The sequence below is a fragment of the Amycolatopsis sp. NPDC004079 genome (assembly GCF_040610415.1).
GTDB classification, from domain to species: Bacteria; Actinomycetota; Actinomycetes; order Mycobacteriales; family Pseudonocardiaceae; genus Amycolatopsis; species Amycolatopsis halotolerans.
On sequence record NZ_JBEXMH010000098.1, the window covers coordinates 1 to 24,746 of the forward strand.

General features: G+C 68.5%; 24 protein-coding genes and 1 pseudogene. 14 read left to right on the forward strand and 11 right to left on the reverse strand.

Features of this window, described 5'->3' with window-relative positions; translation table 11 throughout:
• On the forward strand, positions 1 to 180 hold a 180-nt coding region (locus tag ABZX37_RS45675), incomplete at its 5' end, for a Fe-Mn family superoxide dismutase (RefSeq protein ID WP_354750486.1).
• Positions 181 to 274: 94 nt separating this feature from the next.
• A complete protein-coding gene (locus ABZX37_RS45680; RefSeq protein WP_354750595.1) occupies positions 275 to 1,081 on the forward strand; it encodes an arylamine N-acetyltransferase in 807 nt (268 codons plus the stop codon).
• Between the two features lie 293 nt (positions 1,082 to 1,374).
• Here ABZX37_RS45680 and ABZX37_RS45685 read toward each other — a convergent pair whose 3' ends face one another.
• From ABZX37_RS45685 to ABZX37_RS45695, 3 genes are all read right to left on the reverse strand, one after another.
• A complete protein-coding gene (locus ABZX37_RS45685) occupies positions 1,375 to 2,631 on the reverse strand; it encodes an MFS transporter (RefSeq protein WP_354750596.1) in 1,257 nt (418 codons plus the stop codon).
• A gap of 176 nt (positions 2,632 to 2,807) precedes the next feature.
• Complete coding sequence (locus ABZX37_RS45690) at positions 2,808 to 3,239, reverse strand: MarR family transcriptional regulator (protein WP_037807762.1); 432 nt, start codon at positions 3,237 to 3,239, stop codon at positions 2,808 to 2,810.
• A gap of 43 nt (positions 3,240 to 3,282) precedes the next feature.
• Complete coding sequence (locus ABZX37_RS45695) at positions 3,283 to 4,746, reverse strand: NCS2 family permease (protein ID WP_354750597.1); 1,464 nt, start codon at positions 4,744 to 4,746, stop codon at positions 3,283 to 3,285.
• Between the two features lie 73 nt (positions 4,747 to 4,819).
• On the opposite strand from ABZX37_RS45695, the gene ABZX37_RS45700 reads away from it, so the two are divergent.
• The gene (locus ABZX37_RS45700) at positions 4,820 to 5,047 is read left to right on the forward strand and encodes a DUF2530 domain-containing protein (protein ID WP_354750612.1); all 228 of its coding nucleotides are present in this window, start codon (positions 4,820 to 4,822) and stop codon (positions 5,045 to 5,047) included.
• Positions 5,048 to 5,096: 49 nt separating this feature from the next.
• Here ABZX37_RS45700 and ABZX37_RS45705 read toward each other — a convergent pair whose 3' ends face one another.
• Positions 5,097 to 7,889 (reverse strand): molecular chaperone Hsp90, encoded by a 2,793-nt coding sequence (locus ABZX37_RS45705; protein WP_354750598.1) that lies wholly within the window; start codon positions 7,887 to 7,889, stop codon positions 5,097 to 5,099.
• A 536-nt stretch (positions 7,890 to 8,425) separates the two neighbouring features.
• A pseudogene (locus ABZX37_RS45710) lies at positions 8,426 to 9,187 on the reverse strand (DUF3027 domain-containing protein); the annotation flags it as partial.
• Between the two features lie 51 nt (positions 9,188 to 9,238).
• Between ABZX37_RS45710 and ABZX37_RS45715 the strand changes: the two are divergent.
• The 3 genes from ABZX37_RS45715 to ABZX37_RS45725 are packed head-to-tail and all read left to right on the forward strand — an operon-like array spanning position 9,239 to position 12,543.
• Complete coding sequence (locus ABZX37_RS45715) at positions 9,239 to 10,012, forward strand: glutaminyl-peptide cyclotransferase (protein ID WP_354750599.1); 774 nt, start codon at positions 9,239 to 9,241, stop codon at positions 10,010 to 10,012.
• A 38-nt stretch (positions 10,013 to 10,050) separates the two neighbouring features.
• A complete protein-coding gene (locus ABZX37_RS45720; RefSeq protein ID WP_354750600.1) occupies positions 10,051 to 12,057 on the forward strand; it encodes an MFS transporter in 2,007 nt (668 codons plus the stop codon).
• A 9-nt stretch (positions 12,058 to 12,066) separates the two neighbouring features.
• Positions 12,067 to 12,543 carry a DUF2771 family protein gene (locus tag ABZX37_RS45725; RefSeq protein ID WP_354750601.1) on the forward strand — a complete coding sequence of 159 codons (477 nt, stop codon included), beginning with the start codon at positions 12,067 to 12,069 and terminating at the stop codon, positions 12,541 to 12,543.
• Between the two features lie 90 nt (positions 12,544 to 12,633).
• Here ABZX37_RS45725 and ABZX37_RS45730 read toward each other — a convergent pair whose 3' ends face one another.
• Positions 12,634 to 13,020 (reverse strand): cold-shock protein, encoded by a 387-nt coding sequence (locus ABZX37_RS45730; RefSeq protein WP_240601315.1) that lies wholly within the window; start codon positions 13,018 to 13,020, stop codon positions 12,634 to 12,636.
• A 130-nt stretch (positions 13,021 to 13,150) separates the two neighbouring features.
• Here ABZX37_RS45730 and ABZX37_RS45735 point away from each other — a divergent pair, with 130 nt between their 5' ends.
• Positions 13,151 to 13,378, forward strand: coding sequence for a hypothetical protein (locus ABZX37_RS45735; RefSeq protein ID WP_037807785.1), 228 nt, complete (start codon positions 13,151 to 13,153; stop codon positions 13,376 to 13,378).
• 18 nt (positions 13,379 to 13,396) lie between these two features.
• Here the strand turns inward: ABZX37_RS45735 and ABZX37_RS45740 are convergent, their stop codons facing one another.
• Positions 13,397 to 14,017, reverse strand: a complete 621-nt coding sequence (locus tag ABZX37_RS45740) for an HAD family hydrolase (protein ID WP_354750613.1) — start codon at positions 14,015 to 14,017, stop codon at positions 13,397 to 13,399.
• Between the two features lie 108 nt (positions 14,018 to 14,125).
• Between ABZX37_RS45740 and ABZX37_RS45745 the strand changes: the two genes are divergently transcribed.
• Positions 14,126 to 14,737 carry a TetR family transcriptional regulator gene (locus tag ABZX37_RS45745; RefSeq protein ID WP_354750602.1) on the forward strand — a complete coding sequence of 204 codons (612 nt, stop codon included), beginning with the start codon at positions 14,126 to 14,128 and terminating at the stop codon, positions 14,735 to 14,737.
• Positions 14,734 to 15,705, forward strand: a complete 972-nt coding sequence (locus ABZX37_RS45750) for a R2-like ligand-binding oxidase (protein WP_354750603.1) — start codon at positions 14,734 to 14,736, stop codon at positions 15,703 to 15,705. The genes ABZX37_RS45745 and ABZX37_RS45750 overlap by 4 nt, the downstream gene beginning before the upstream one ends.
• A gap of 43 nt (positions 15,706 to 15,748) precedes the next feature.
• On the opposite strand, the gene ABZX37_RS45755 is transcribed toward ABZX37_RS45750, so the two are convergent.
• Positions 15,749 to 17,407, reverse strand: a complete 1,659-nt coding sequence (locus tag ABZX37_RS45755; RefSeq protein ID WP_354750604.1) for an AMP-binding protein — start codon at positions 17,405 to 17,407, stop codon at positions 15,749 to 15,751.
• Positions 17,408 to 17,549: 142 nt separating this feature from the next.
• Here ABZX37_RS45755 and ABZX37_RS45760 point away from each other — a divergent pair, with 142 nt between their 5' ends.
• Genes ABZX37_RS45760 through ABZX37_RS45770 form a run of 3 tightly spaced genes read left to right on the forward strand, consistent with a single transcriptional unit; the run spans position 17,550 to position 19,500 of the window.
• The gene (locus ABZX37_RS45760) at positions 17,550 to 18,308 is read left to right on the forward strand and encodes an ESX secretion-associated protein EspG (RefSeq protein ID WP_354750605.1); all 759 of its coding nucleotides are present in this window, start codon (positions 17,550 to 17,552) and stop codon (positions 18,306 to 18,308) included.
• A gap of 56 nt (positions 18,309 to 18,364) precedes the next feature.
• Positions 18,365 to 19,129, forward strand: coding sequence for a PhzF family phenazine biosynthesis protein (locus tag ABZX37_RS45765; protein WP_354750606.1), 765 nt, complete (start codon positions 18,365 to 18,367; stop codon positions 19,127 to 19,129).
• Entirely contained in the window at positions 19,129 to 19,500 is a 372-nt protein-coding gene (locus ABZX37_RS45770) for a YccF domain-containing protein (RefSeq protein WP_354750607.1), read from the forward strand. The genes ABZX37_RS45765 and ABZX37_RS45770 overlap by 1 nt, the downstream gene beginning before the upstream one ends.
• Positions 19,501 to 19,527: 27 nt before the next feature.
• Here the strand turns inward: ABZX37_RS45770 and ABZX37_RS45775 are convergent, their stop codons facing one another.
• On the reverse strand, positions 19,528 to 20,037 hold the full coding sequence (locus tag ABZX37_RS45775; RefSeq protein ID WP_354750608.1) for a hypothetical protein: 510 nt from the start codon (positions 20,035 to 20,037) through the stop codon (positions 19,528 to 19,530).
• A 111-nt stretch (positions 20,038 to 20,148) separates the two neighbouring features.
• Here ABZX37_RS45775 and ABZX37_RS45780 point away from each other — a divergent pair, with 111 nt between their 5' ends.
• Positions 20,149 to 20,709, forward strand: a complete 561-nt coding sequence (locus ABZX37_RS45780; protein WP_354750609.1) for a dihydrofolate reductase family protein — start codon at positions 20,149 to 20,151, stop codon at positions 20,707 to 20,709.
• On the opposite strand, the gene ABZX37_RS45785 is transcribed toward ABZX37_RS45780, so the two are convergent.
• Positions 20,706 to 21,500, reverse strand: coding sequence for a metallophosphoesterase (locus ABZX37_RS45785; protein ID WP_354750610.1), 795 nt, complete (start codon positions 21,498 to 21,500; stop codon positions 20,706 to 20,708). The two genes, ABZX37_RS45780 and ABZX37_RS45785, sit on opposite strands and share 4 nt — an antisense overlap.
• 37 nt (positions 21,501 to 21,537) lie before the next feature.
• A complete protein-coding gene (locus tag ABZX37_RS45790) occupies positions 21,538 to 22,332 on the reverse strand; it encodes an HAD-IIA family hydrolase (protein WP_116203511.1) in 795 nt (264 codons plus the stop codon).
• Between the two features lie 194 nt (positions 22,333 to 22,526).
• Here ABZX37_RS45790 and ABZX37_RS45795 point away from each other — a divergent pair, with 194 nt between their 5' ends.
• Complete coding sequence (locus ABZX37_RS45795) at positions 22,527 to 24,299, forward strand: multicopper oxidase domain-containing protein (protein ID WP_354750611.1); 1,773 nt, start codon at positions 22,527 to 22,529, stop codon at positions 24,297 to 24,299.
• The last annotated feature ends 447 nt before the right edge of the window (positions 24,300 to 24,746 follow it).

Consider the following 24,746-nt stretch of genomic DNA (forward strand, 5'->3'; position numbering starts at 1 on the left):
CTGATCCTGCCGACCACGCCGATCCTGCTGGTCGACGTGTGGGAGCACGCGTTCTACCTGGACTACAAGAACGTGAAGCCGGACTACGTCAACGCCCTGTGGAACATCTTCAACTGGGCCGAGATCTCCAAGCGCTTCGACAACGCCGTCGCCGGCGGCAACGGCCTCCTGCTCGGCTGAGGCCCGCGGCGCCCCAAGGGGCCCGGCCTCGCGATGGCCGGGCCCCTTTATTTCGCTTGACCTGAAGTGCACTGGAGGTGTGAGAGTGGAACCCATGGACGTCGACGCCTACCTCGCTCGCCTGGATCTGCCGGTGCCTCCGGCGGCAGACCTGGCCGCACTGCGCCAACTGCAGGAACGACACCTGATGCACGTCCCGTTCGAGAACCTGAGCGTGCACCTCGGGGAACCCGTCGAACTCACCGAAGAAGCACTCTTCGACAAGCTCGTGCGCCGCCGGCGGGGCGGATTCTGCTACGAGCTGAACGGTCTTTTCGTCGCCCTGCTGCGAGAGCTGGGCTTCGCCGCGACGCTGCACGCGGCTCGCGTCTTCAACGACGCCGGCGTGCCCGGGCCGCCGCTGGACCACGCCGCCATCCTCGTCCAACTCGACGACGAGCAGTACCTGGTCGATGTCGGCTTCGGCAAGTTCAGCCGACAACCACTGGCGCTGTCCGCAGTCGAGCCGCAGAGCGACCCCGAGGGCGACTACCTGCTCCTGGACGCCCCGTACGGCGACGTGGACGTCCTGCGCGACGGCAAGCCCGAGTACCGCCTTGAGCGCCGCCCGCGGCAGCTGTCGGACTTCGGGCCGATGGCGTGGTGGCAGTCGACGTCGCCGCAGTCGCACTTCACGCAGACCCTGACCTGCTCCCGCCCGACCGCCCAAGGCCGGGTGACGCTGTCCGGCGACCGGCTGATCGAGACGGTGGACGGTGTGCGGAACGAGGTGCTGCTGCCGAACGACGAGGCCGTGCGGTTGGCGTATCACGTGTACTTCGGCCTGCGGCTGCGTCGGTTGCCGGTGCGTCCGGGCGAGCACCCGCTCGGGGCCTCTGGCGACGCGCTGACTACGTCGTGAGTGCTTGTCGCGGTGAGAACCGTGATGAACACTCACGACCCACTTGCTGAACGCCCTTGCCCCATCCGCCGCGCCCCCTGACCATGAACAGAGCCCCGCATCCCGGGGTTCCCAGGTTGCGGGGCTCTGTCCGTTCCCGAACTGACTGCCGCTCCCACCACGAAGCGGACATGTATGAGGTTAGCCTAACCTCACCGGCGGAAGCAAGACCGTCCCAGCGGAGACCTCAGTCTCACCCGCCCGAGTGACAACTTTTGGCGGTCTCCGCTGGCCCTGACAGCCATTACCGCAGGTCAGACCCGTTCCCGGGGCAGGATCCGCAGGCCGTTGCCGAGCCGCCGGGGCAGCCGGACGCCCCCGCGCCGGATCAGCACCACCGCGCACACCACCGCCGCGATCGCCGAAATCGCGCCGCCGATGTAGAACGGCGACCGGCCGCCGAACGCGTCGGCCATCCAGCCGGTCATCGGCCCGCCGATCGGGTTTCCGCCGATCAGCACCAGCACGTAAATGCCCATCACGCGGCCGCGCATCTCCGGCGACACCGACGTCTGCACCAGCGCGTTCGCCGTGTTCAGGAACGTGATCGTGGCGAAGCCGAGCGGGATCAGCCCGATTCCGAACGCCAGGTACGTCGGCATGAACGCGGTGGCGAACTCGAACACCCCGAGCAGCGCCGCGGACACCAGCATCAACCGCACCCTCGGCTGGCTCTTCACCCCGCGTCTCGCCGAAGCCAGCGCACCGGTGAAAGTGCCGACCGCGACGAGGGTGGACAGCAGGCCGTAGCCGTCGGCTTGGGTGTGGAAGACGTTCGCGGCGACGATCGGCAGCGACGTGAAGTAGGTGATGCCGAACGTGCTGACGAAGAACATCAGCACCATCACGGTCACCAGATCCGGCCGTCCGCGCACGTAGCGCAGGCCCTCCATCAGCTGACCCTTGGCGCGCGGGATCGCCGGGCCGCGGAACAGTTTCGCCGGGTTCATCAGCGCGACCCCGGTGATCACCGCGAGCGTGCTCGCCGCGTTCGCGATGAACAGCCAGCCGGTGCCGACCCAGGTGATCGCGAACCCGGCGATGGCCGGGCCGACGATGCGCGCCATGTTGAAGATCGACGAGTTCAGCGCGACGGCGTTCGCCACCTGGTCGCGGCCGACCATCTCGGCGACGAACGACTGCCGCGTCGGCACCTCGATCGCCGAGGTCGTCCCGAGCATCACGCAGAGCAGATAGACGTGCCACAGCTGGGCCACGCCGGTCAGGTCGAGCACGCCGAGCAGCACGGCCTGCAGGCAGTTCACCGCCTGGATGAGCATCAGCAGCTTGCGCTTGTCCACACGGTCGGCGAGCACGCCCGCCCACAGCGACAGCAGCAGCGTCGGGATGAACTGCAGCGCGACCGCGACGCCGAGCGCCACCGGGTCGTTGCCCGACAGCGTGAACACCAGCCAGTCCTGTGCGATGCGCTGCATCCAGGTGCCGATGTTCGAGATGACCTGGCCGCTGAAGAACAACCGGTAGTTCCGCACGCGCAGCGACGAAAACATCGTGCGGCGGGTCTTGGTTTCCGGCGATTCCGGGGTGTTTTCCGGGCCGGAAGACGATTTCCCGGCCGGGGCGGGGGTGCCGGGTGGAGCGGAGCCGGACGGCGGCGGTGCCGTGTCCCGGGTAGCAGTGGATTGGGCCGGACATCCTGTTTCGCTACCCGTGGTGGTCACCTGTGCTAGTTCCCCGCCATCCTGTCGATGATCTCCGCGGCTCGGGAGAGCACTTCGAGCTCTTCCTCGCCGAGTTCGGCCAATTGCCGGTCCAGCCACGCCTCCCGCACCGAGATGGCCTTGCGCACGAACGTGAGCCCGTCGTCGGACAGCTCGACGATGGCCTGGCGGCCGTCGGTCGGGTGCGGCCTGCGCTCGACGAACCCCATCTCCTCGAGCGCGGCGATGACCCTCGTCATCGAGGGCGGCTGGACGCCTTCCTTCGCGGCGAGCTGACCTGGGGTCAGCGGGCCGCACTTGTGCAGGGTGGACAACGCCGCGATCTGCGTGAGCGACACGTCGTCAGCCACCCGCTGTGCCCGGAGCCTGCGATTGAGCCGCACCACCGCGAGACGCAAGCGGCTCGCCAAGGAACGCTCGTGCGGGTCGCCGGACATATAGTTAGCATACCTCACGACCTGCGCCGCCGGTTTACGCCAGTCAGCTGAGCGCGGCCTCGATCGGCCCGACGGCGAAGTACGCGACGAACGCCACCGCGATCACCCACATCAGCGGGTGCACCTTCCTGGCCTTGCCGGTGACCGCCTGGATCACGACGTAGCTGACGAATCCGGCGCCGATGCCGTTGGCGATCGAATAGGTGAACGGCATGACCACGATGGTCAGGAACGCGGGCAGCGCGATCTTGAAATCGGTGAAGTCGATGTCGCGGACCTGCGCCATCATCAGCGCGCCGACCACGACCAGCGCCGGAGCGGCCGCCTCGACCGGCACCACCTGGTACAGCGGGGTCAGGAACATCGCGGCGATGAACAGCAGCCCGGTCACGACGTTCGCCAGGCCGGTCCGCGCGCCCTCCGCGATGCCGGACGCGGATTCCACGAAGACCGTGTTCGAACTGGCCGAGCCGAACCCGCCGGCCGCGCCCGCGAGGCCCTCGACGAACAGCGCCTTGCCGACGTTCGGCAGCTGGCCGTCCTTGCCGACCAGTCCCGCTTCCTTGCCGAGGCCGGTCATCGTGCCCATGGCGTCGAAGAAGTCGGCGAGGACGAGGGTGAAGACGAGCAGCACCACGGTGATGATCGGCAGCCGGGTCCACGCGCCGAACGACACGTCGCCGACCAGCGACAGGTCCGGGAGTCCGATGACCTTGCCCGGCAGCGCCGGGTAGCCGAGGTTCCAGCCCTTCGGGTCGGTGCCGTTCGACGGCCCGGCCTTCACGATCGCCTCGACCACGATCGCCAGCACGGTCGAACCGAGCACGCCGATCAGGATCGCACCCTTGACGCGCTTGGCCACGAGAACCGCGGTGAGCAACAGTCCGACGACGAACACCGCGGTCGGCCACGAGGCGATGGAGCCGCCGATGCCGAGCCCGACCGGCACCGTGGTGTGCGCGTCGTCCGGCAGCCGGCGCACGAACCCGGCGTCGACCAGGCCGATCAGGCAGATGAACAGCCCGATGCCGACCGCGATCGCGGATTTGAGCGCGGGCGGCACGGCACGGAACACCGCGGTGCGGAAGCCGGTGAGCACGAGCAGGACGATGATCACGCCCTCGATGACCACCAGGCCCATCGCCTCCGGCCAGCTCATCTGCGGTGCGATGGTGACGGCGAGCAGGCTGTTGATGCCGAGTCCGGTAGCGATGCCGAACGGGTAGTTCGCGACGAGGCCCATCAGGATCGTCAGCACGCCGGCGACCAGCGCGGTCACCGCCGCGACCTGCGGCACCGGGAGGATGTGGCCGAGGACGTCCTTGTGCGCGGACGGGGTGTCCGCCGCGAAACTGCCGATGATCAGCGGGTTGAGGACCACGATGTAGGCCATCGTCACGAACGTGACCACGCCGCCGCGGATCTCCCGCCCGGTGCTCGACCCGCGTTCGCTGATCCGGAAGAAGCGGTCCAGAGTGGACCCGGCCCGTTCGCGCTGCTCCGCCATTTCCCCGCCTGTCTCGCTGTTCGCCCGGGGTAAGCTCTGGGTCGTGGAAGAACCGACCAGTGCCCCGGCTGCCTTGCGGCACACGCCGGACCTGCCGAAGCGGCTCACCGACCTGACGCCGGTGGTGATCGTAGGTACTGCGCTCTGGCTTGTCGCGCTCGTGGTGCTGTTCTTCACCAGCGGGGGCGTGTGGTTACAGACCTGTGTCGCCGGGATTGTGCTCGGGGGGATCGGGTTCGGGATCATTTTTTGGCAGCGTGCGGCGGCTCGGCGCGGGTCCAAGTCGGCGCAGCGGCTTTAGGGCTCGTGAGTGTTGATCGCGGTTCTCACCGTGATCAACGCGCACGACGTCAGTTCAGCAGGGTGCGCGGCGCGGGGTCTTCCAGCAGCGCGGTGATGCGGTAGCGCTCGCCCCAGTGGTCGCTCGCCCAGGCGAAGGCGCGCGCCAGCCCCTCGGACGTGTCGGCCGCGTGCAGCCGGTCGTCGGACCACCACGGCACCTCGGCCGGTTCGCCGTCGACCGACACGGTGAGCGGATCATGCAGCAGCACTCCACCGTCCGGCAGCGGGATGCCGAGCTGATCCGCCGCAAGCGCGAGGGCAGGCAGATCCGCCCACGCGACGTACTCGCCAGTGCTCGCGACCTCGGCCTTGAGACTGCTCGCGACCGGGACGTCGAGAAGCTCCGCCAACCGCTCCGGCTCGACCGGCGCGACCAGGATCCTCGCTGGTTCGAGTGCCGCCGCGACCCACGGCACGTCCAGCACCACGGCTTCCTCGACGACGCTCCCGTCCGCCGCGCGGACTCGTGCTGGCGCGTCGACGTCGGACACGGCTATCGGCGCGGCCACCAACGCCGCGTGCGCACGGGCGACCAGCCCCGGCGTCGGCGCGCGTTGCGCATCGCCGAGCCTTTCGAGCAGATCGGTGACGTCTTCCGCGGTCTCCAGATCCAGCCCGGTCCGGACACCGACCGCCCGGAGCAGCTCGTCACTCAGCTCAAGATCCGGCACCGGGTCGTACAGCCCCGCCAGCGCGGTCGCCGAAGCGAGCCGCCACGCGCCGGGCGCTTCCCCGGCCAGCAGGGCGTAGCGCGCGAGCCACCAGCCCGCGTGACCGTCCGGACTGTGCAGCGCCTGCCACGTTTCCGGACGCGCCGCGATCAGCCGGAGGGCGTCGGGCCAGGCGTCGTCCGCGACGAGGTCGAGGTCCCGAATGGACACCACCGTCGTCGGCGGCTGCTCGAACGAATCCCACCACTGCTCTTCGTCCGGCAGGTGGTGATCAGGTTCGTGCGGCTCCTCGTCCAGCACGACCGCGAACGAGTCAAGCACCTTCGCCGCGACGAGCGTTCCGGTCGGCCAGTCCTCGACGAATTCCTCGTCCAGCACCGAAAGCGCGCCACCGGGCTCGAACACCTCGGGGTCGATCACTTCCAGCAACGGCGACGTCGGCAGCATCAGCTCGTCCGCGCGCCGCCAGCCGTCCTCCGAGGGCAGCGCCAGCGCGCCGATCCACTCCGGCGCCTGGTTGCCGCAATCCGCGACCAGCCGGAGTACCGCACCGGCGAGGTTCATTCCGTCCAAACCGGACTGAACGTCGGTGACACTGTGCTCTACCGCGTACTGCAGTTGTTCCGCTTCGAGCAACTGGCGCGCGTCAGCGTGCTTGGCCCCCAACAGTTCCAGCAATTGATGCGCCGCACCCGGATGCACCAACCGGAGTCCCGGAACGTCCACATCGGACAACAGTTCGCGAAGCTCGCTGCTGCCGTCGACGAGCAGCGCACCCTTGACACCCGGCAGCGTCCGCCCGTCCGACAACGGAACCGGCAACCCGTCCAGCTGATTCGCGCTGAGCGCATGACTTTCGACCGCGACCGCCAGTGCCGCGTACAGCTTCTGCCACCAGTCGGGTTCGCGATCGATGCCAGTCAGGACCTCAAGAACGTCGCCGATGCTGAGGATGTTCGCGGAGACCGGCTTGAGCAGTCGCGGGTTCGCCTCGACCAGCCCCGGGATGACGTCCGCCAGCAACGGAGCCAGCCCGTCGATGTCGAGCACCCGAGCCCGCTGTCCCGAGACTTCCTGACCGTCCACTGTGGCCAGCCAGGGTTCCCGCGCGAGCTCGGCGTACACCAGCTCTTTCAGCTTCGCGTCCACAGTGGACTGTGGAAACCCTGCGGCAGGAACCAATGCTGGTCGATGCTCTGCCGTGACCGCCCTAACCAGCCCGACGTACTCACCAGCCGCCTTCTCCAACGCCCGAGTGAGTTCTTCCCCGGGGAGCACCCGCCGCCGAGACGGCTCCAGCGGCACTTCCGCGATCAACCGAGCCGGAAGCGAAAGCCCCTCGTCGGTCGGCGTAGGCGCGTGCAGCAAATCTTCCTCAAGCGGCCGCGGCACCCCTTCAGTGTCAACCGGAACCGCCCAGACGCCGTGCTTCAGCCACCGCTGGCGCCCGCTCGGCGAAGTGATCTCAACGATCTCCTCGCCGCTCCGAGTCCACTTGCGACCGTCCACTTCGGCCTCAGCGAGCCACGGGAGCGCCAGCAAGAGATCCTCGATCTCGTTCGCCAGCCCGTCGAGCAGCTCTTTCCCGGATTCCTTGAGCGGCAACCGCACCTCGGTGGCAAACCCGTCGCCCGGCTGTTCCGTGACGGGAAACGGCAGCCGCAACACCGGAACGTCGCCGTCCCGCCCGGATTCCTCCCGCGTGCGCTGCGCCGAAAACGCAACCCCGCCGGTAGCGGAAATGACACGAGGCTCGTCCGTGACGGTGAGAACAGCCGCGAACCCGACCCCGAACCGCCCGACGGTCCCTTCCTTGGCCGACGCGCGCAACGAAGCCAGCGATTCGACCCCGCGGACGTCCAACGGCGCACCAGTGTTCGCGAACCGCAGCTCACCGTCCACAACGGACACTCGGATCCGCCCCGGCGCACCGGCGATCTGCGCGGCGTCGGCGGCGTTCTGCGCCAGCTCGACGAACAACCGATCGCGATACGCACCGACGCGAAGGTCACGCTCGGAGTTGGTGTCCTCGATGAAGCGGGTAGGCGAGTCGCGCCAGGCGCTCAGGACCGCTTCCCGCAAGCGAGCTGTCCCGAAAGGATCAGCCGCTCCCCCAGGGACTTCGCTCACCGGAGGACATCGCTCCCGTCGGAGTCGCCGTGCTGCTGCGCAGAGTTCTCTTCGCCGTGGGCCGGAGCAGCGTCCGGCGCGACCGACTCGACGACAACCTCAGCAGCAGTACCCGCCGCCGAACCCTCGACGACGCCCGCATCCTCGACCGGCGCCTTCACCGCATCCGCAGCCTCAGACACGGTCTCGGTCTCGGTCTCGGTCTCGGTAGGCACATCAGCCGTGGTGTCCGCGGCCGCATCCGCCGTCACGGTCTCCGCAGCAACTGGCTCCGCGGCAGCGTCGGCAGCAGATTCCTCAGCGGCAACCGGCTCGGCAGCCGCGTTCTCCACCGGCTCAACCGCGTCCGAAGTTTCAGTCGCGTCCGAAGTCTCGACCTCGTCCGAAACTGCCTCCGAAGCCGCAGCCTCCTCAACAGCCACTTCCGCGGCCGCCTCGGGCTCCACCGCCGCCACCGAGGCCGTCTCCTCAGCCGCAGCAGCCGCCGCTTCCTCGACTACGACCGGGTCCGCGACCACCTCCGGCTCAGGAGCAGCCTCCGGAACCGGCGTGAAGTCGATCAGCGAGTCGTCGTAAACCAGTTCCGCGACCGGGACCGAGGAAGTCACCTCGACCCGCACCTCCGAGTGCGCCCCGCACCCGTAAGCCACGTCCACGACATGCCCGTCCGCGGGCGCGATGTCGTTCGTGCACGCACCGAACGCCCCGCGCAGCGAACCCGCCAGCGGCACGAAGAAACCACAGGTCCCGCAGGTCGCGGGCGCGCTCCGGGCCATGTCCGAGCGCGGGCCGAACTCGCCGCCGTGCCAGCGGGCGGCCGCGTCGGACCGGCCGTAGCGCGAGAGGACCTGCACCCGGCCGAGGCCGACCTCGTGGGCCGCTTCCTCGACGGCCGGGTCGTCCGACTGGAGGTACGCGGGCGAGAGGCGCGGGTCGTCCTTGTCCGCGGGGAACAGGTCGCCGACGCCGAGGTCGCCCGCGCGCACCCGCTGCTCCCACGGCACCCAGGCGGGCGCGACCAAGGCCTCGGGGCCCGGCTGCAGCACCAGTTCGCTCACCGTGACCGGCTCGTCCGGCCCGGCCACCGCGACGGTGACCGACCAGCGCCAGCCCCGGTACCCGGGCACCGACGCCTCGAAAAGGTGGCTCGCGGAAACCGCGTCCTCGCGCTCCACCCCGACGTGCTCGCCGACCTGTTCAGCGGGGGCTTCCGCCAGCACGGCCTCCCGCGCGTCCGCCGCGGCGTCCGCGAGCTTCCGGTGGAGAGAGCCGTCGTCCAGGGTCAACAGCAGCGTCATGCCCCCAATTGTGCCGCACGCATCCGCGCCGCCCGTGCCAGGCTGTTCCTCGTGCGAACCCGGATCGTCTGGCCCCTGGTGACCGCCGCCCTGCTCGGCGGATGCGCGGGCACTCAAGCCACGCCCGCCCAGCCCGAACGGCTCACCGTCCAGGTGCTCGGAACGCTGCCGCACGACTCGACCGCCTTCACCGAAGGGCTCGAGTACTCCGGCAGCACGCTGTACGAGAGTCGCGGCCTCGAAGGGCAGTCCTCACTCACCGCTGGCCCGGCCGGCGGAACGCCAGCCAAACAGGTGACAGTTCCCTCGCCGTTGTTCGCCGAGGGCATCACGGTGCTCGGACCGAAGCTGTGGCAGCTGACCTGGCGCGACGGAATCGCCATCGAGCGCGACTCCCAGACGCTCGCCGAGCTGCGGCGCGTCCATTACGACGGCGAGGGCTGGGGTCTCTGTCATCAGCCCAACGGGCGGCTCGTGATGAGCAATGGGTCGTCGCAGCTCACGTTCCGTGATCCGCAAACGTTTGCGGTCACCGGTTCCGTCGAGGTCGGCCAGGATCAGCTGAACGAACTGGAGTGCGTCGGCGACACCGTCTACGCAAACGTTTGGCAGACCGGCACCATCCTGCGCATCGACGCCAATACCGGACGGATCACCGCGAAGATCGACGCCAGCCGGCTGCGCACGCCGACCCGGCCCGGCGAGGACGTGCTCAACGGCATCGCCGCGGTCCCCGGCACGGACGAATTCTTGCTCACCGGGAAGCTGTGGCCGTCGTCGTTCCGCGTGAAGTTCGTCCCGGAAAATCAGCGAACCGGCACGTGAGCGGGCGGGGCGGGACCCCGATGAGGCAGGATTGAACCGTGGCACTCTTCAGCTCGCGCTCCGGTTCCGACAGCCCCCTCGGCGGGCAGTCGGGCAAAGGCCGTGGGAAGAAGAAGCGCCGCTGGACTCCCGAGCCGGGCGCGGCGCAGGCCCGTTCGTGGCGCGACACCCCGCCGACCCGGGTCGATCAGTCCGTTGACCAGCGCGTTCGCCAGGCTCCGCCGCAGTACGCGCCGGAACCGCCGAGGGCCCGGCCGGAGCGCATTCCGCCGGAACCGCCCCGCGGCCGCCCAGCTGAACCGCGGACCGAGCACGTCGATCAGCGTCCTCCTCGCGGTTACCCCGGACGGCCGGAGCCACGCAGCGCGTTCTACGACGACGCGCCGCCGTTCCAGCAGAACGCCGAAGAAGCGCCCGGCGCGGTCCCGATGGGACACCGTCCGCCACCGCCGCCTCCGCGCGGCGCCCGGCCGTACCCGCCGCGCGAGCACCGCACCGAGCCCGTCCACCCGCGGCCGTACGACGACCGTCCCGGCAGCGCCGGTTACGAGCACTACGACACCGGCGGTTACGCGGGCGAGCCCCGGGTCGAGGACGAGCAGGACGAAGGCTTCAACACCACCGCGGTCGCCGGTGCGGGGTCGGTTCCGAAGCTGCCGAAGAAGCTCACCGTCACGCGGGTCGCCGCGCTGCGCAGCCGTCAGCTGAGCGGGAAGGCGGTCGGCGCGTTCCAGCGCGCCACCAAGGCGGACGGCGCGGACAAGTCCGGCCTCACCTCGCTGATGTACGCGGTGATGCTGAACTACGCCAGCGACGCCGCGATGGCGATCGCGCTGGCCAACACGCTGTTCTTCGCCGCGACCAGCGGCGAGAGCAAGGGCAAGGTCGCGCTGTACCTGCTGATCACGATCGCGCCGTTCGCGCTCGTCGCGCCGGTGATCGGCCCGGCGCTGGACCGGATCCAGCGCGGCCGGCGGCTCGCGATGTGCGTCTCGTCGATCGGACAGGGCCTGATGGCCGTGGTGATGGCGCTGCATTTCGACGACTGGCTGCTGTACCCGGCGGCGCTCGGGATGATGGTGCTGTCGAAGTCGTTCACCGTGCTGAAGGCCGCGGTCACGCCGCGCGTGGTGCCGCCGGAGATCACGCTGTCGAAGACCAACGCGCGGATCACCGTGTTCGGCCTGATCGCGGGCGGCGTGTTCGGCGCGCTGGCCAGCGGCGTGAGCGGCCTCAGCAACTCCTCCGGCGCGCTGTGGTTCACCGCCGTGATCTGCGTTGCCGCGGCCGTGCAGTCGATGCGGATCCCGTCGTGGGTCGAGGTGACCGAGGGCGAGGTCCCGACGTCGCTGTCCGCGCGGCCGGAGCCGAAACAGAAGCGGCAGCGCCAGCCGATGGGACGGCACATCGTCGTTGCCTTGTGGGGCAACGGTTCCGTCCGCGTGCTGACCGGGTTCCTGATGATGTTCGCGGCCTTCGCGGTGAAGGCGCAGACCGAACACGCCGGGCACAGTCCGTTCGTGCAGCTGCTGTTGCTGGGCATCATCGGCGCGGCGGCGGGCGTCGGCGGATTCGTCGGCAACGCGCTGGGGTCGCGGCTGCACTTCGGTTCGGCGGACCAGGTAATCGTGGCCTGCGTGGCGGCCTGCGTCGTGACGACGTTGATCGCGACGCTGCTGCCCGGCCTCGCCACGGCGGCGATCGTCGGCCTCATCGGCGCGACGGCCAGTGCGCTGGCGAAGATCAGCCTCGACGCGGTGATCCAGGAGGATCTGCCGGAACAGTCGCGCGCGTCGGCGTTCGGGCGTTCGGAGACGGTGCTGCAGCTGTCGTGGTGCTTCGGCGGCGCGGTCGGTCTGCTGCTGCCGCCCACGTACTGGATCGGCTTCCTCACCGTGACCCTGTTGCTGGCAGTCGGTCTGGCGCAGACTTTCCTGGTGCAGCGCGGCGGTTCGCTCCTGCCCGGCCTCGGCGGCAATCGCCCATTGCGCCCAGAGCCGACCGGCAGCTTCCCCGCTCCGGGGCCCGCGCGAGGCCGCCGGTAATCTCGGGCCATGCGACGTTCCCGGGTGATGGCCGTGCTCGCGGCCGGTGGTTTCGCGGTGGCCGGCTGTTCCGCGCCCGGCCCGGCCGAGGTGACTTTCTACGGTGACGGGCACACGATCAACGTCGCCCCGATCGGCAACTGCGACATCAAATCCGGCGTCTGCTCGGCCAACCCCGGCGCGACGGGCAAGCTCAAGGTGCGCCCTGGCCGGTCGGTGCAGATCTCGGTGCCGAAGGAAATCGCCGAGACGCCCTGGAAAGTCACCGTGCAGTACGTGAACGGCAAGGGCGAGCCGCAGCCGCTCAAGGAGGACATCATCACCTCCCGCGACCGCTACGCCTACACCGCGACCCCGCCCGCGAAGGACGACCAGATCGTGGTGGTCGAGATCGCGCAGGCCTCGGTGATCAGCCGCACCGGCGACCCGAACGACGCGGAAGCGGTCACGACGGCGCTGTGGTCGCTGCAGGTCCAGCCTGCCTGATTTTCTTCGCAAAGCAGTGAAGGGCTCCGCGCCGGGATTCCCGCGCGGAGCCCTTCACTGTTGTTCAGGCCGAAGCGATGGCGTGGCCGATCACGGGTCGAGGTCGCGCGCGACCGCACGCATGATCTCCGCGATCTGCTTCGTGTTCTTGCGATCCGGGTACCGGTTGCGCCGCAGATCCGGCTGGACCTTCAGCTCCAGCAGCTTGATCATGTCCTCGACGAGGCCGTGCAGCTCCTCCGCGGGACGGCGGCGCGCCTCGGCGACCGACGGCGGCGGGTCCAGCAGCCGGACGGAGAGCGCCTGCGGCCCGCGCCTGCCGTCGGCCACGCCGAACTCGAGCCGCTGTCCGGCCTTCAGGCCCTCGACGCCCTGCGGCAGCGCGGCCTTGCGGATGTAGACGTCGGCACCGCCGTCTTGAGTGACGAAGCCGAACCCCTTCTCCGCGTCGTACCACTTGACCTTGCCGGTCGGCACTTCCCTCACCAGTCCTTCTGCTGTGCAGGTCACGACGAACGCGCCCCGAGCGATCTCGAGGCGCGCGTCCGACAAGCGTATCTCGCCACAGGCGCTGGGGAGAAGCGGATAGTCCCGTTACTCTCACCCCATGGAGAACGCAGCGAAGCAGACCGGCAAACCGATCCTCATGCGGCTCGGCATCGGCCTGTTCGCCATCGGCATGCTCGCCGTGGCGACGGTGTTCGTGCTGTTCGCCGCCGGACTCGAGAACCTGCCGGTGTGGCTCAGCGCGGCCGCCGGGGTGATCACCCCGCTCGGCCTGCTGCTCGGGCTGATCGCCCTGATCCAGGAAGCCCGCGCCGGGAAGCACGGCTGAGCTGGGCTTACCGCCCGATCAGACCGCGGTCTCCACGAACGTCCTGGCAAACCACTCCGGGAACTCGACCAGGGAATCGAACACCACGTCCGCGCCCTCGGCGGCCAGTTCCTCCCGGGTGCACGGCCCGGTCGCCACGCCCACCGACACCGCGTTGGCCGCTCGCGCGCCCCGTACGTCGCCGAGGTGATCGCCGACGTACGCCCGCGCTCCGTGTTCCAGCAGGGCCGCCGCCTTCTGCGTGGACCACAGCTCGCCCACCAGGTCGTCGACCTTCATCCCCAGTGCGTCGAGGTGCATCTGCGCGTTGGGCCCGTATTTGCCGGTGACCACGAGCGTCCGTCCGCCCGCCGCCCGGACCGCCTCCAGCGCCTCGGCCGCGCCCGGCAGCGCGACCGTGCTCGGCACGACCGTCTCCGGGTACAGCTCGCGGAACTGCCAGATCAGCTCGGGGATCCGGTCCTCCGGCGCGCCGAAATCGCGCAGCGCCTGGTCGAGCGGCGGCCCGAGGTTCGCGGCGAACGCCTCTCCGTCGAACGGCAGCCCGGACTTCTTTCCCAGCGCGTTCATCGCCGCGACCATGCCCGGCCGCGGGTCGATCAATGTCATGTCGAGGTCGAACCCCACCGTGATGCCCACGTCCCACACGGTAGCCGTCCGCACCGACAATTCCGGCGGCCCGCTGTACACGTGCACCATCCAGGTAAAGGTTCTTGACACAGATTCAGTCTGTGTCAAGCTGGCGGTGTGACCAGCTTCACCGAGCGGACCAAGGCGACGCTTCGCGAGACGCTGCTGGACGCGGCCGCGGACCTGCTCCCCGACCGCGGCCACCAGGGCCTCCGAATGGCCGACGTGGCAGCGAAAGCCGGGGTCAGCAGGCAGACGGTCTACAACGAGTTCGGCAGCAAAGCGGCGCTCACGCAGGCCGTCGCGCTGCGCGTCGCGGCGGAATTCCTCGACGGCATCCGCTGCCGGTTCGAGGACGCCGAGAGTTTGCTCACGGGCATCCGCGGCGCGGTCGTCTACACGATCGAACACGCCAGGGAGAACCGGCTGATCGCGGCGGCGCTCGGCACCGAGGCCGGCGAGGATCTGCTGCCCCTGCTGACCTCGCGCGGCGAACCGATCCTCACCGCGTCGGCCGAACTCGCGACGCAGCAGTACCTCGCGCTCGAACCCCGGCTCACGCCGGAAGCCGCCGCGCTGCTCGCCGAGACGGTGGTCCGGCTGTCGCTGAGCCACCTGGTGCTGCCGACGCACGCCGCGTCCGAGGCCGCCGAGTCGGTCCTCGCGGTGCTCGCCCCCGCCATCGACCAATTCGTCCACAATGGAGTGAAACGAGAGGGCCAGTCATGACCGAGACGCTTCCGGAGCTGCGCAGCGGGTTCTCGTCCCTGCGCAAGGGCGGGCTGAACTGGGACTCGTTCCCGTTGCGGCTGTTCGTCAAGGGCAACAAGAAGTTCTGGAACCCGGCGGACCTCGACTTCAGCCAGGAACGCGCGGGCTGGGAAAGCCTGACGCCCGAACAGCAGCGCTCCACCACCTATCTCGTGGCGCAGTTCATCGCGGGCGAGGAGGCGGTGACCGAGGACATCCAGCCGTTCATGCGCGCGATGTCGTCGACCGGCCGGTTCGGCGACGAGATGTACCTGACGCAGTTCTGTTTCGAGGAGGCCAAGCACGTCGAGGTCTTCCGGCGCTGGATGGACGCCGTCGGGCTGGACGACGACCTGCACCCCTACGTCTCGGAAAACCCGCACTACCGCAAGCTTTTCTACGAGGAACTGCCGCAGTCGCTGCGCGCGCTGGAGGCCGATCCCAGCCCGCTCAACCAGATCCGCGCGAGCGTGACGTACAACCACGTGATCGAAGGCAGCCTCGCGCTCACCGGGTATTACTCGTGGCAGCTGATCTGCACGCAGAACCAGATCCTGCCGGGAATGCAGGAATTGGTGCGCCGCATCGGCGACGACGAACGCCGCCACATGGCGTGGGGCACGTTCACCTGCCGCCGGCACGTCGCCGCGGACGACGCGATGTGGGACGCCGTGCAGGAACGCATGGGCGAACTGCTGCCGCACGCGCTCGGCATGATCCAGTGGGTGCAGGACCAGTTCGAGGAAGTCCCGTTCGACAACGACCCCGAGGAATTGATCCAGTACGCCGCCGACCGCGCCCAGCGCCGCCTCGGTGCGATCGAATCCGCACGGGGCACGCCGGTCGAGCAGATCGACCTCGACTACTCGCCTGAGCAGCTCGAGGACACCTTCGGCGAGGAAGACGAAAAGGCACTCGCCGAAGCCGCCGCGGCCGCCTCCGCCTGACACAGACCGGCGGCCGTCCACATCGGACGGCCGCCGGAATACGTCACGCGTGTTTCTGTGACGCCGCCTGTTCCAACCCCAGCAAAGTCACCGACTGCTGACGCATTTCCACCTTGCGCACCTTCCCGGTCACCGTCATCGGGAATTCCTCCACCACGTGGATGTAGCGCGGGATCTTGTAATGCGCCAGCTTGCCCTGGCAGAACTCCCGCACCGCTTCCGTGGTCAGCGCCTCCGCACCCTCGCGCATGCGGATCCAGGCCATCAATTCCTCGCCGTACTTGACGTCCGGCACGCCGATCACCTGTGCGTCCAGCACATCCGGGTGCGTGTAGAGGAATTCCTCGATCTCGCGCGGGTAGATGTTCTCTCCGCCGCGGATCACCATGTCCTTGATCCGGCCGGTGATGTTGATGTAGCCCTCGTCGTCCATGATCGCGAGGTCGCCGGTGTGCATCCAGCGCGCGGCGTCTATCGCCTCGGCGGTCTTTTCCGGTTCCTCCCAATAGCCGAGCATCACCGAATAGCCGCGGGTGCACAATTCGCCCGGAGTGCCGCGCGGCACGGTCAGCCCGGTTTCCGGATCGACCACTTTGGACTCCAGATGCGGGCCGACGCGGCCCACAGTGGACACCCGGCGCTCCACCGAATCGTCGGCCCGGGTCTGCGTGGACACCGGTGACGTCTCGGTCATGCCGTAGCAAATGGACACTTCAGTCATCCCCATCCGGTCGATGACCTGCTTCATCACCTCGACCGGGCACGGCGATCCGGCCATGATGCCGGTGCGCAGCGAGCCGAGGTCGAACGTCTCGAACTCCGGGTGGTTCAGCTCGGCGATGAACATCGTCGGCACGCCGTAGAGCGACGTGCAGCGTTCGGCGGCGACCGCGGCGAGCGTCGCCTTCGGGTCGAACGCCGGGGCCGGGATGACCATGCACGAACCGTGGCTGGTGCACGCGAGGTTGCCCATCACCATGCCGAAGCAATGGTAGAAGGGCACCGGGATGCACACCCGGTCCTCCTCGGTGTAATTGCACAGCTCGCCGACGAAATAGCCGTTGTTGAGGATGTTGTGGTGGCTGAGCGTCGCGCCCTTGGGGAAGCCGGTGGTGCCGCTCGTGTACTGGATGTTGATCGGGTCGTCCGCGGACAGCCCGGCCTGCAGTTGCGCGAGCCGCGCCGGGTCGCCGCCGCGGCCGGAGTCCATCAGCTCGGTCCACGACGAAGTGCCGAGCAGCACGACGGCCTCGACACCGGGACAGTTCGGCCGGACCTCCTCGATCATCGCGGCGTAGTCGGACGTCTTGAACTTGTCCGCCGCGACGAGCATCCGGATGCCCGCCTGGTTGAGGACGTACTGCAGTTCGTGCGAACGGTAGGCCGGGTTGATGTTGACCAGGATCGCGCCGATTTTCGCCGTCGCGTACTGGAGAAACGTCCATTCTGCCCGGTTCGGCGACCAGATGCCGACGCGGTCGCCCTTGCCGATGCCGGACGCCAGCAGCCCGTGCGCGAGGGTGTCGACCTCGGCGGCGAGTTCGCGATAGGTCCAGCGGGTGCCTGCCTCACGGTCGACGAGCGCGTCCCGGTCGCCGAACGCGGCCACGGTGCGGTCGAAATTGTCCCCGATCGTGTCGCCGAGCAGGGGGACGCTGGAGGTCCCGGAGGCGTAACTCGGCAGTGCAGGCGCGTCAGGCATGGGGGCCTCCCGTGGCGGTCTTCTTCGACGAGCGTGAGTCTAAGCTTGATTTCGGACCTTTCCGCCACCCTCGTTATGGGGTGCGCGCGCACGAGCGGCTGATCGTCGTGCGTGTTCCGCTACCCTCGGTGCGGGTTGTTTCGTGCACGAGGGGACTGGGACGTTGCCAGAGGAATTTTCCCTGGGCTGGACCGAGACCGACGTGGCGGTGCGGCGCACCGGACTGCCCGCGTCGTGGCATCCGTTCGAGATCCGCAGCGCGGGCGCGACGATGACCGAGCACAACCGGCTGGCCGAAGAGGCGTGGAACGCACTGCGCGGCCGAGGCCTCGCGGACGCGGAGAAACTCGACCGGGACGTCGAGGCGACCCTGCGCGCCTGGACGAGGCCGGACGTGCTGATCATCGTGCGCGCGGCCGAACTGCCCTCCGGGACCGTGCTGTATCGCGCCTGCATCGGCGAGGGTCTCGGCGTGTTCTCGGAACAGGTCGACGACGGCCTCCGCTTCCAGCAGGTCCGGCCGGAGCGGCTGGTGGATCTGGTGCTGAGCATGTTCCCGCCTTATCCGGCGCTGCCCGTTTCCCCGGTGGCGATCACCCAAGCCCCGGCGCCGAAACACAACGCCCCGGCTCCGGCTCCGTCGCGCCAGGACCGCGACGCGCTGGCGGGGTACTCGCAGTGGCCGTTGCACCGGCACGGAACCGTGGAACTTTCGCTGCGGCCAGGGCAAGGCACGCTGCGCCCGGTCTCGACGGCGACGTTCGTGGACACCGACGGCGGCCGGTATCTGACGTTTTCGGAACCGTTGTCCGACGGCGGGTTCCGGCTGCACTTCACGCCTTCGACGGGCGCGCACCTGCGGAAATGGCTGCTGGAGACCATCGACGAGGGCGTGCGCTGAGAATTCAGGGCTAATCCCCGATGCCCCCACCCGCTCAGCGGGGCAGGATCGGCTTCATGGACCCGAGTGCCCAGAACGAATTCCACCTAGTCGACGCCTTCACCGACCAAGCCTTCGCCGGCAACCCGGCGGGTGTCGTCGTGCTCGAACAGCCCGCGGACGCCGGGTGGATGCAGCAGGTCGCGGCGGAGATGAAGCACTCCGAGACCGCCTTCGTCGTCAACACCGCCGAAGGGGCGAAGCCGCTCCGCTGGTTCACGCCGACCGACGAGGTCTCGCTCTGCGGGCACGCCACCATCGCCGTCACGCATGTCCTTGGCGGGCACCAGGTTTACGACACTCTCAGCGGCCAGCTGACCTGCACCAAGGCCGACGGCTGGATCGAGATGGACTTCCCCGCCGACCCGCCCGTCGAGACCGGCGAAGACCTCTCCCCCATCCTCGACCTGCCCGCGAAGTTCACCGGCCGGGCGCGCGAGAACTTCTTCGTGGTGCTCGAAAGCGCCGAAGCGGTCCAGCACGCGCAGCCGGACCTCGACGCCCTCCGCGCCACCTGGACCGGACGGCTCATCATCACCGCGCAGGGCGACGATTTCGTCAGCCGGTTCTTCGGCCCCGGCGTAGGCGTCGACGAGGATCCCGTCACCGGTTCCGCGCATTGCTCGCTCGCCCCGTACTGGGCCGGGCAGCTGGGCAAAACCACCCTCGTCGGACAGCAGATCTCCGCCCGAGGCGGGACCGTGCGCACCGAAGTCCGCGACGACCGCGTGCTGCTGCGCGGCCAGGCCGTCACCGTAGCGAGCGGGGAGCTGTACGTCTGATGCGACTGATTCTCAACGTGATCTGGCTGGTCCTCGCCGGTTTCTGGATGGCGCTGGGCTACCTGCTGGCCGGAGTCATCTGCTGCGTCCTGATCGTCACGATCCCGTTCGGCATCGCGTCGTTCCGGATCGCGAACTACGCGCTGTGGCCGTTCGGCCGGACGGTGGTCGACCGCCGCGAGGCCGGGGTCGGCTCATTCGTCGGCAACGTGATCTGGTTCCTGGTCGCCGGGCTGTGGCTCAGCATCGGCCACCTGATCACCGGGGTGCTGCAGTGCATCACGATCATCGGCATCCCGCTGGGACTGGCCAACTTCAAGATGATCCCGATCTCGCTGATGCCGCTCGGCAAGGAGATCGTGGACGCGTGAGGTCCGCCTTCGCCCGACCCGCGACGGTCACGGGCCCGGCTGTTCGCCGGGCTCGTGCCGGTCGACGTCCGGCCGGGAGTTCAGTGGCGTGCGAATCGCCAGTTTCGCGTTCAGGGCTCCGCTTCGCGCGTAATTGATGAAGGCGAGCCGGTCGGACTCCATGGTGTCCCTGGCGCGGCGCCACGAGGCGAGATCCGCGATCTCGCCGTTGCGGATGGCGTGGCTAACGAGGAAGAACGTCTCGTCCATCTGCGCGGCAGCACGAACGAGACGGTCGTCGCCGAACAGCCAGAGACTGGACAAGGCCTGGTTCCACACCACCCAGTCGATCGGCTCGGCTCCGCCCTCCCACCGTCGCAGGAATGCGCGCTGGACTCGCGCCGCCTCTTGGATGATCTCCCGGCATGCCTCGGTGAGCTTTTCGCGGGCCCAGTGCCGTCTCTGTGTCCGAGTCGTCGCCACGACTCCGGCGAACACGCCGAGCAGCGCGATCAGCGATCCGGCCGCGCTCGAGGTCGCGATCTGCCAGACAGGCACGACCTTTAGACTCCGCCGCCTTCCGGTCGCCGACCAGCTGTCTCCCTCGAATGCCATCCGAAAAATAATTTTGTCTTGACAACTAAAAACATCGGCAGCAAGCTACGACGCATGACAACCACACGCAAGCTGGTCCTGGGTTTCTACGTCTCGATCGACGGCAAGAGCGCCGACGCCGACAACGGCATCCGCGACGTCATGATGGCGACCGACGACCCCGAACAGGAGGAATACTTCGTCGACCAGCTGTGGGACGCCGGGGCTTTCCTCATGGGCCGCACCACTTACGAGGCCATGGCGGGCTTCTGGCCCACCTCTGACCATCCCTCGGCCAAGGCCATGAACACGATCCCCAAGGTCGTGTTCTCCAGAACCCTGACCACCGCGGACTGGCCCGAGACCCGCATCGCCAGCGGCGACCTCGCGGAGGAGATCGCCAAGCTCAAAGCCGAGCCCGGCAAGGATCTCGTCGCCGCGGGCGGCACCGAATTCCTGCACTCGCTGATCAAGCTCGGCGTGGTGGACGAGTACCGGCTGTGGGTGCTCCCCGCCGTCACCGGCAAGGGCGCGGCCCTGTTCCCGGAGCTGGACGAGGCCCGGCGGCTGCGGCTGGTGAAGAGCACGGCCTTCCCGTCCGGGATTCTCGAACTTCGGTACGCCCCGGCGGGCTAATCCTCCGGCTCGAAGGGCAGCTTCACCACGAGACACGGCCCGCCGACGAACAGCCCGCCGTCAATGCCAAGGGCCTTCCCTCCGGCGTAGAGGTACGGGCCCTCGATCTGCGTCGGGTGGATGCCCAGCTGGTCGGCGATCACGCTGTGCCCGTGGACGATCCGCGAACCGCCCAGCGCGTCGAGGAGGCGGTCCGCGTTCTCCTCGCCGTCCGGGCCGCGGAAGGCGTACCGGGTGGTCATCCGGCGCCACACGTCCCACCAGGCCTCGATGTTGCTGCCGGAGAGAATGTCGCGCGCGGTGGCGTTGACGGCGTCGAGGTCCTCGCCCCAGTCGAGGTACTCGAGGGTGTCCGAGTGCAGCAGCAGATGGTCCTCGTCGACCGCGACCAGCGGGCGCTCGGTGAGCCATTCGATGTGCTCGGGGGTGAGCCGGTCCTGGTCCGACAGCAGGCCGCCGTTGATCTCCCAGCTGCGCGCGAAACTGCGCGGCCCGAAGTCGGACGGCACCGGGCGGTCGCCGAAGTGGTACATCCCCAGCAGCAGGATCTCGTGGTTGCCGAGCAGCATCTGCACCGAGCCGCCCGCCTGCGCCGCCTGGTCCTGCAGTTCGCGCACGAGATCGATCACCCCGACGCCGTCCGGGCCGCGGTCGGTGAAGTCGCCGAGAAACCACAACCGGTCGTCGACGCCGGCCCACTTGCCGTCGCTGTCGACAAGGCCCTCGGCGCGCAGTGCGTCAACCAGGGCGTCCCGGTGCCCGTGGACGTCGCCCACCACATAGACGCTCATCGCTCGACGATATGCCCTGATCCCGGGCGGTGGGCGGTCAGCCTTCGCCGAACGGGTCGAGCGTTCGCCCGATCAGGTCGGCGACCGAGCCGATCACCTTCGTCGGCCGGTACGGGTAGTTCTCCACCGACTCCTCGTTCGAGATGCCGGTGAGCACCAGGATGGTCTGCAGCCCGGCCTCGATCCCGGAGTGCACGTCGGTGTCCATCCGGTCGCCGATCATGAGCGTCGACTCCGAATGCGCGCCCAGCCGGCGCAGCGCCGAGCGCATCATCAGCGGGTTCGGCTTGCCGACGTAATACGGCGAGCGGCCGGTCGCCCGCTCGATCAGCGCCGCGACGGACCCGGTCGCGGGCATCGAGCCCTCGACGCTCGGGCCGGTCGCGTCCGGGTTGGTCGCGATGAACTTCGCACCGCCCTCGATCAGCCGGATCGCGCGGGTGATCGCGCTGAAGCTGTACGTGCGGGTCTCGCCGAGCACGACGTAGTCCGGGTCGCGTTCGGTCAGCACGTAGCCGACCTCGTGCAGCGCCGTGGTGAGCCCGGCCTCGCCGATCACGAACGCCGAGCCGTTCGGCCGCTGCGAGGCGAGGAACTTCGAGGTGGCCAGCGCCGAGGTCCAGATGGACTCCTCGGGAATGTCCAATCCGGTGCGCAGCAACCGCGCGCGCAAGTCGCGCGGGGTGTAGATCGAGTTATTGGTGAGCACCAAAAAGTCGATATCGTTGTTCCGCAGTTCGGCGAGGAACTCGTCCGCCCCCGGGACGAGGTGTTCCTCCCTGACCAGCACACCGTCCATGTCGGAGAGATACGTCCACCGGCCTTCGCTCATGCGCGAAAATCTATCACGCGCGCGAGACACCTGCGGCATACGACGAAAGCGGCTACAGTGGAAATTGCCGGGTAACGCGAGGGGAGTCGCGCTTCCGGTCACCGAGGGGGTTCGGGGGAATCTTTTCAGTAAGCACCGGTGTAATCGCCGTTGCGCAATTCTTCCTGCCCCTTTCCTTGAAGGGGAGAAAGTTCATGACCGAAATTGCCGAACGTCCGGCAGCCGCGGGTCCGATCAGCGGGCCCACCTGGGGGTTGACCAAGTTCCTCGACCCGTTGCCGGTTCCACCGGTGCTGCGGCCGCCGTGGTGGGGACAGGACATGATCACCATTCCGATGGTGGCGAAACAGCAGCAACTGCACTCGCAATTGCCGCCGACCGCATTGTGGACTTACGCGGGACATTTCCCGGGTCCGACAATCGAAGTGCGCAGCGGTAAACAACTGCGGATTTCGTGGTCGAACGAAATAGAAGGCAAGTTCCCGCTGGTCGCCGTGCAGGGTCCGGCGAACGACGGGCCGACCACCCGCCCCGGCCGCGAGCTCGACCGGCCCGGCTACAAGATCGTCGACGGCGTCTCGGACCTGCCCGCGTGGACCGTCGTCCACCTGCACGGAGCCCGCACCAACGCGGGCAATGACGGCTGGGCGCACAACGCCGGTCTCCAGGGCACTTCGCAGCTCGTCGAGTACCAGAACCGGCAGCAGGCGATGCCGCTCTGGTACCACGACCACGCCATGGCGATCACGCGCTTCAACGTCCACACGGGCCTGGCCGGGATGTACCTGATCCGCGACGACGAGGAGGACGACCTCGACCTGCCCAGCGGCGATCGCGAACTCCCGCTGATCCTCGCCGACCGCAATCTCGACATCGACCCGGCGACCGGCCAGCTCACCGGGCAGCTGCTGTACAAGTTCCCGTACGTGCCGAACGGGCCGATGATCCCGTTCTCCGGTCCGTTCACCCTGGTCAACGGCGTGATCTGGCCGCACCTCGACGTCAGCGCGCGGTGGTACCGCTTCCGCCTGCTCAACGCGGCCAACGACCGGTTCTTCACGCTCAACCTGGTCGACGAGAACAACGTGCCGCAGAACGACGCCGTCCGCTTGATCGGCACCGACGGCGGGTTGCTGCCCGCGCCCGCGCCGCTGCCGTCCGGCGGCCTGGCCGTCGCACCCGCCGAACGGTTCGACCTGCTGATCGACTTCAGCCGGTTCAAGGGCCGGAAAGTCAAGCTGCGCAACGCCAAACCGGGCGGCGTCGAACCGGACGTCATGGAGTTCCGGGTGGACAGCCGCGACAAGCACGATCCGTTCGAACTGCCCGAGAAGCTCTCGACGTCCTACATCCGGATCAAGCACGGTTCGACGCTGCCGGAGGACCACGACCACGTCTGGGTCGCGCTGCTGCTCAACGCGAGCGGCCACCCGGAGATGTGGGACCTCGAACAGGTCGACGCCGATCCGGGCGGCAAGGGGATCATCCAGATCAAGGACCCGGCGGGCGGGCTCAAGACGTTCCGGATGATCGGGCGGCTCTTCGACGACACCACCGGCATCTTCATCAACCACGACAAGTGGGCGGTGTGGAACATCGTGCACGTCGCCAACGGCGGGCCCGCGCATCCGTTCCACATCCACCTGACCGAGTTCCAGGCGCTCTTCCGCCGCAGCTTCACCACGACGTTCGACCCGGCTTCGGAGCGCACGGCCAAGCCGATCGACGGGTTCGCGGAAGTCCCGCTGGAGAAGTACGAGGAGGGCTGGAAGGACACGATCATCGTGAACCCCGGCCAGTGGGTGAGCGTCGCCGGCCAGTTCAGCGGCGGCACCGGCGAGTTCATGTACCACTGCCACATCCTCGACCACGAGGACGAGGGAATGATGCGCCCGTTCGTCGTGCACCCGCCCGAGGTGGCGAAGTTCCACGTCCACCCGGGCGGCGGCCACCACCACGGCGGCTGACGCGGGAGCCGAGCGCACGTGGGGGGCGCTCGGCTCAGGAGGCCGCGGCCGGGTGCACCGCCACGGCCGCGGCCTTCACCGACGTCAACGGAGGCACCGCACGCCGCTGGCCTGTTCAACGCCGCTTTGGCGGTTCTCCGCGCGGGACGCGGCGCCGACGGGACGCGGGGTGCTCCCCGGCCGATGAGCCGTGAGGGGGTCCTTGAGGGAATCTGATTCCCTCAAGGACCCCCTCACGGATCTCTGCCGCAATGCCAGGGACCCAAGCTGCGCAGCCCACGCCCGCCGACCGTCCACAAAGGACTTCAGCCTCGCCGAAATACCCGATTTGTGACTATGTGACCGCTTACTGAAGTCCGTGAGGGGAACCCTGAGGGACTCTGAGTCCCTCAGGGTTCCCCTCACGGACGCCTGGCCCCGCCCAGATCCTCCGACCTGGGCAAACCG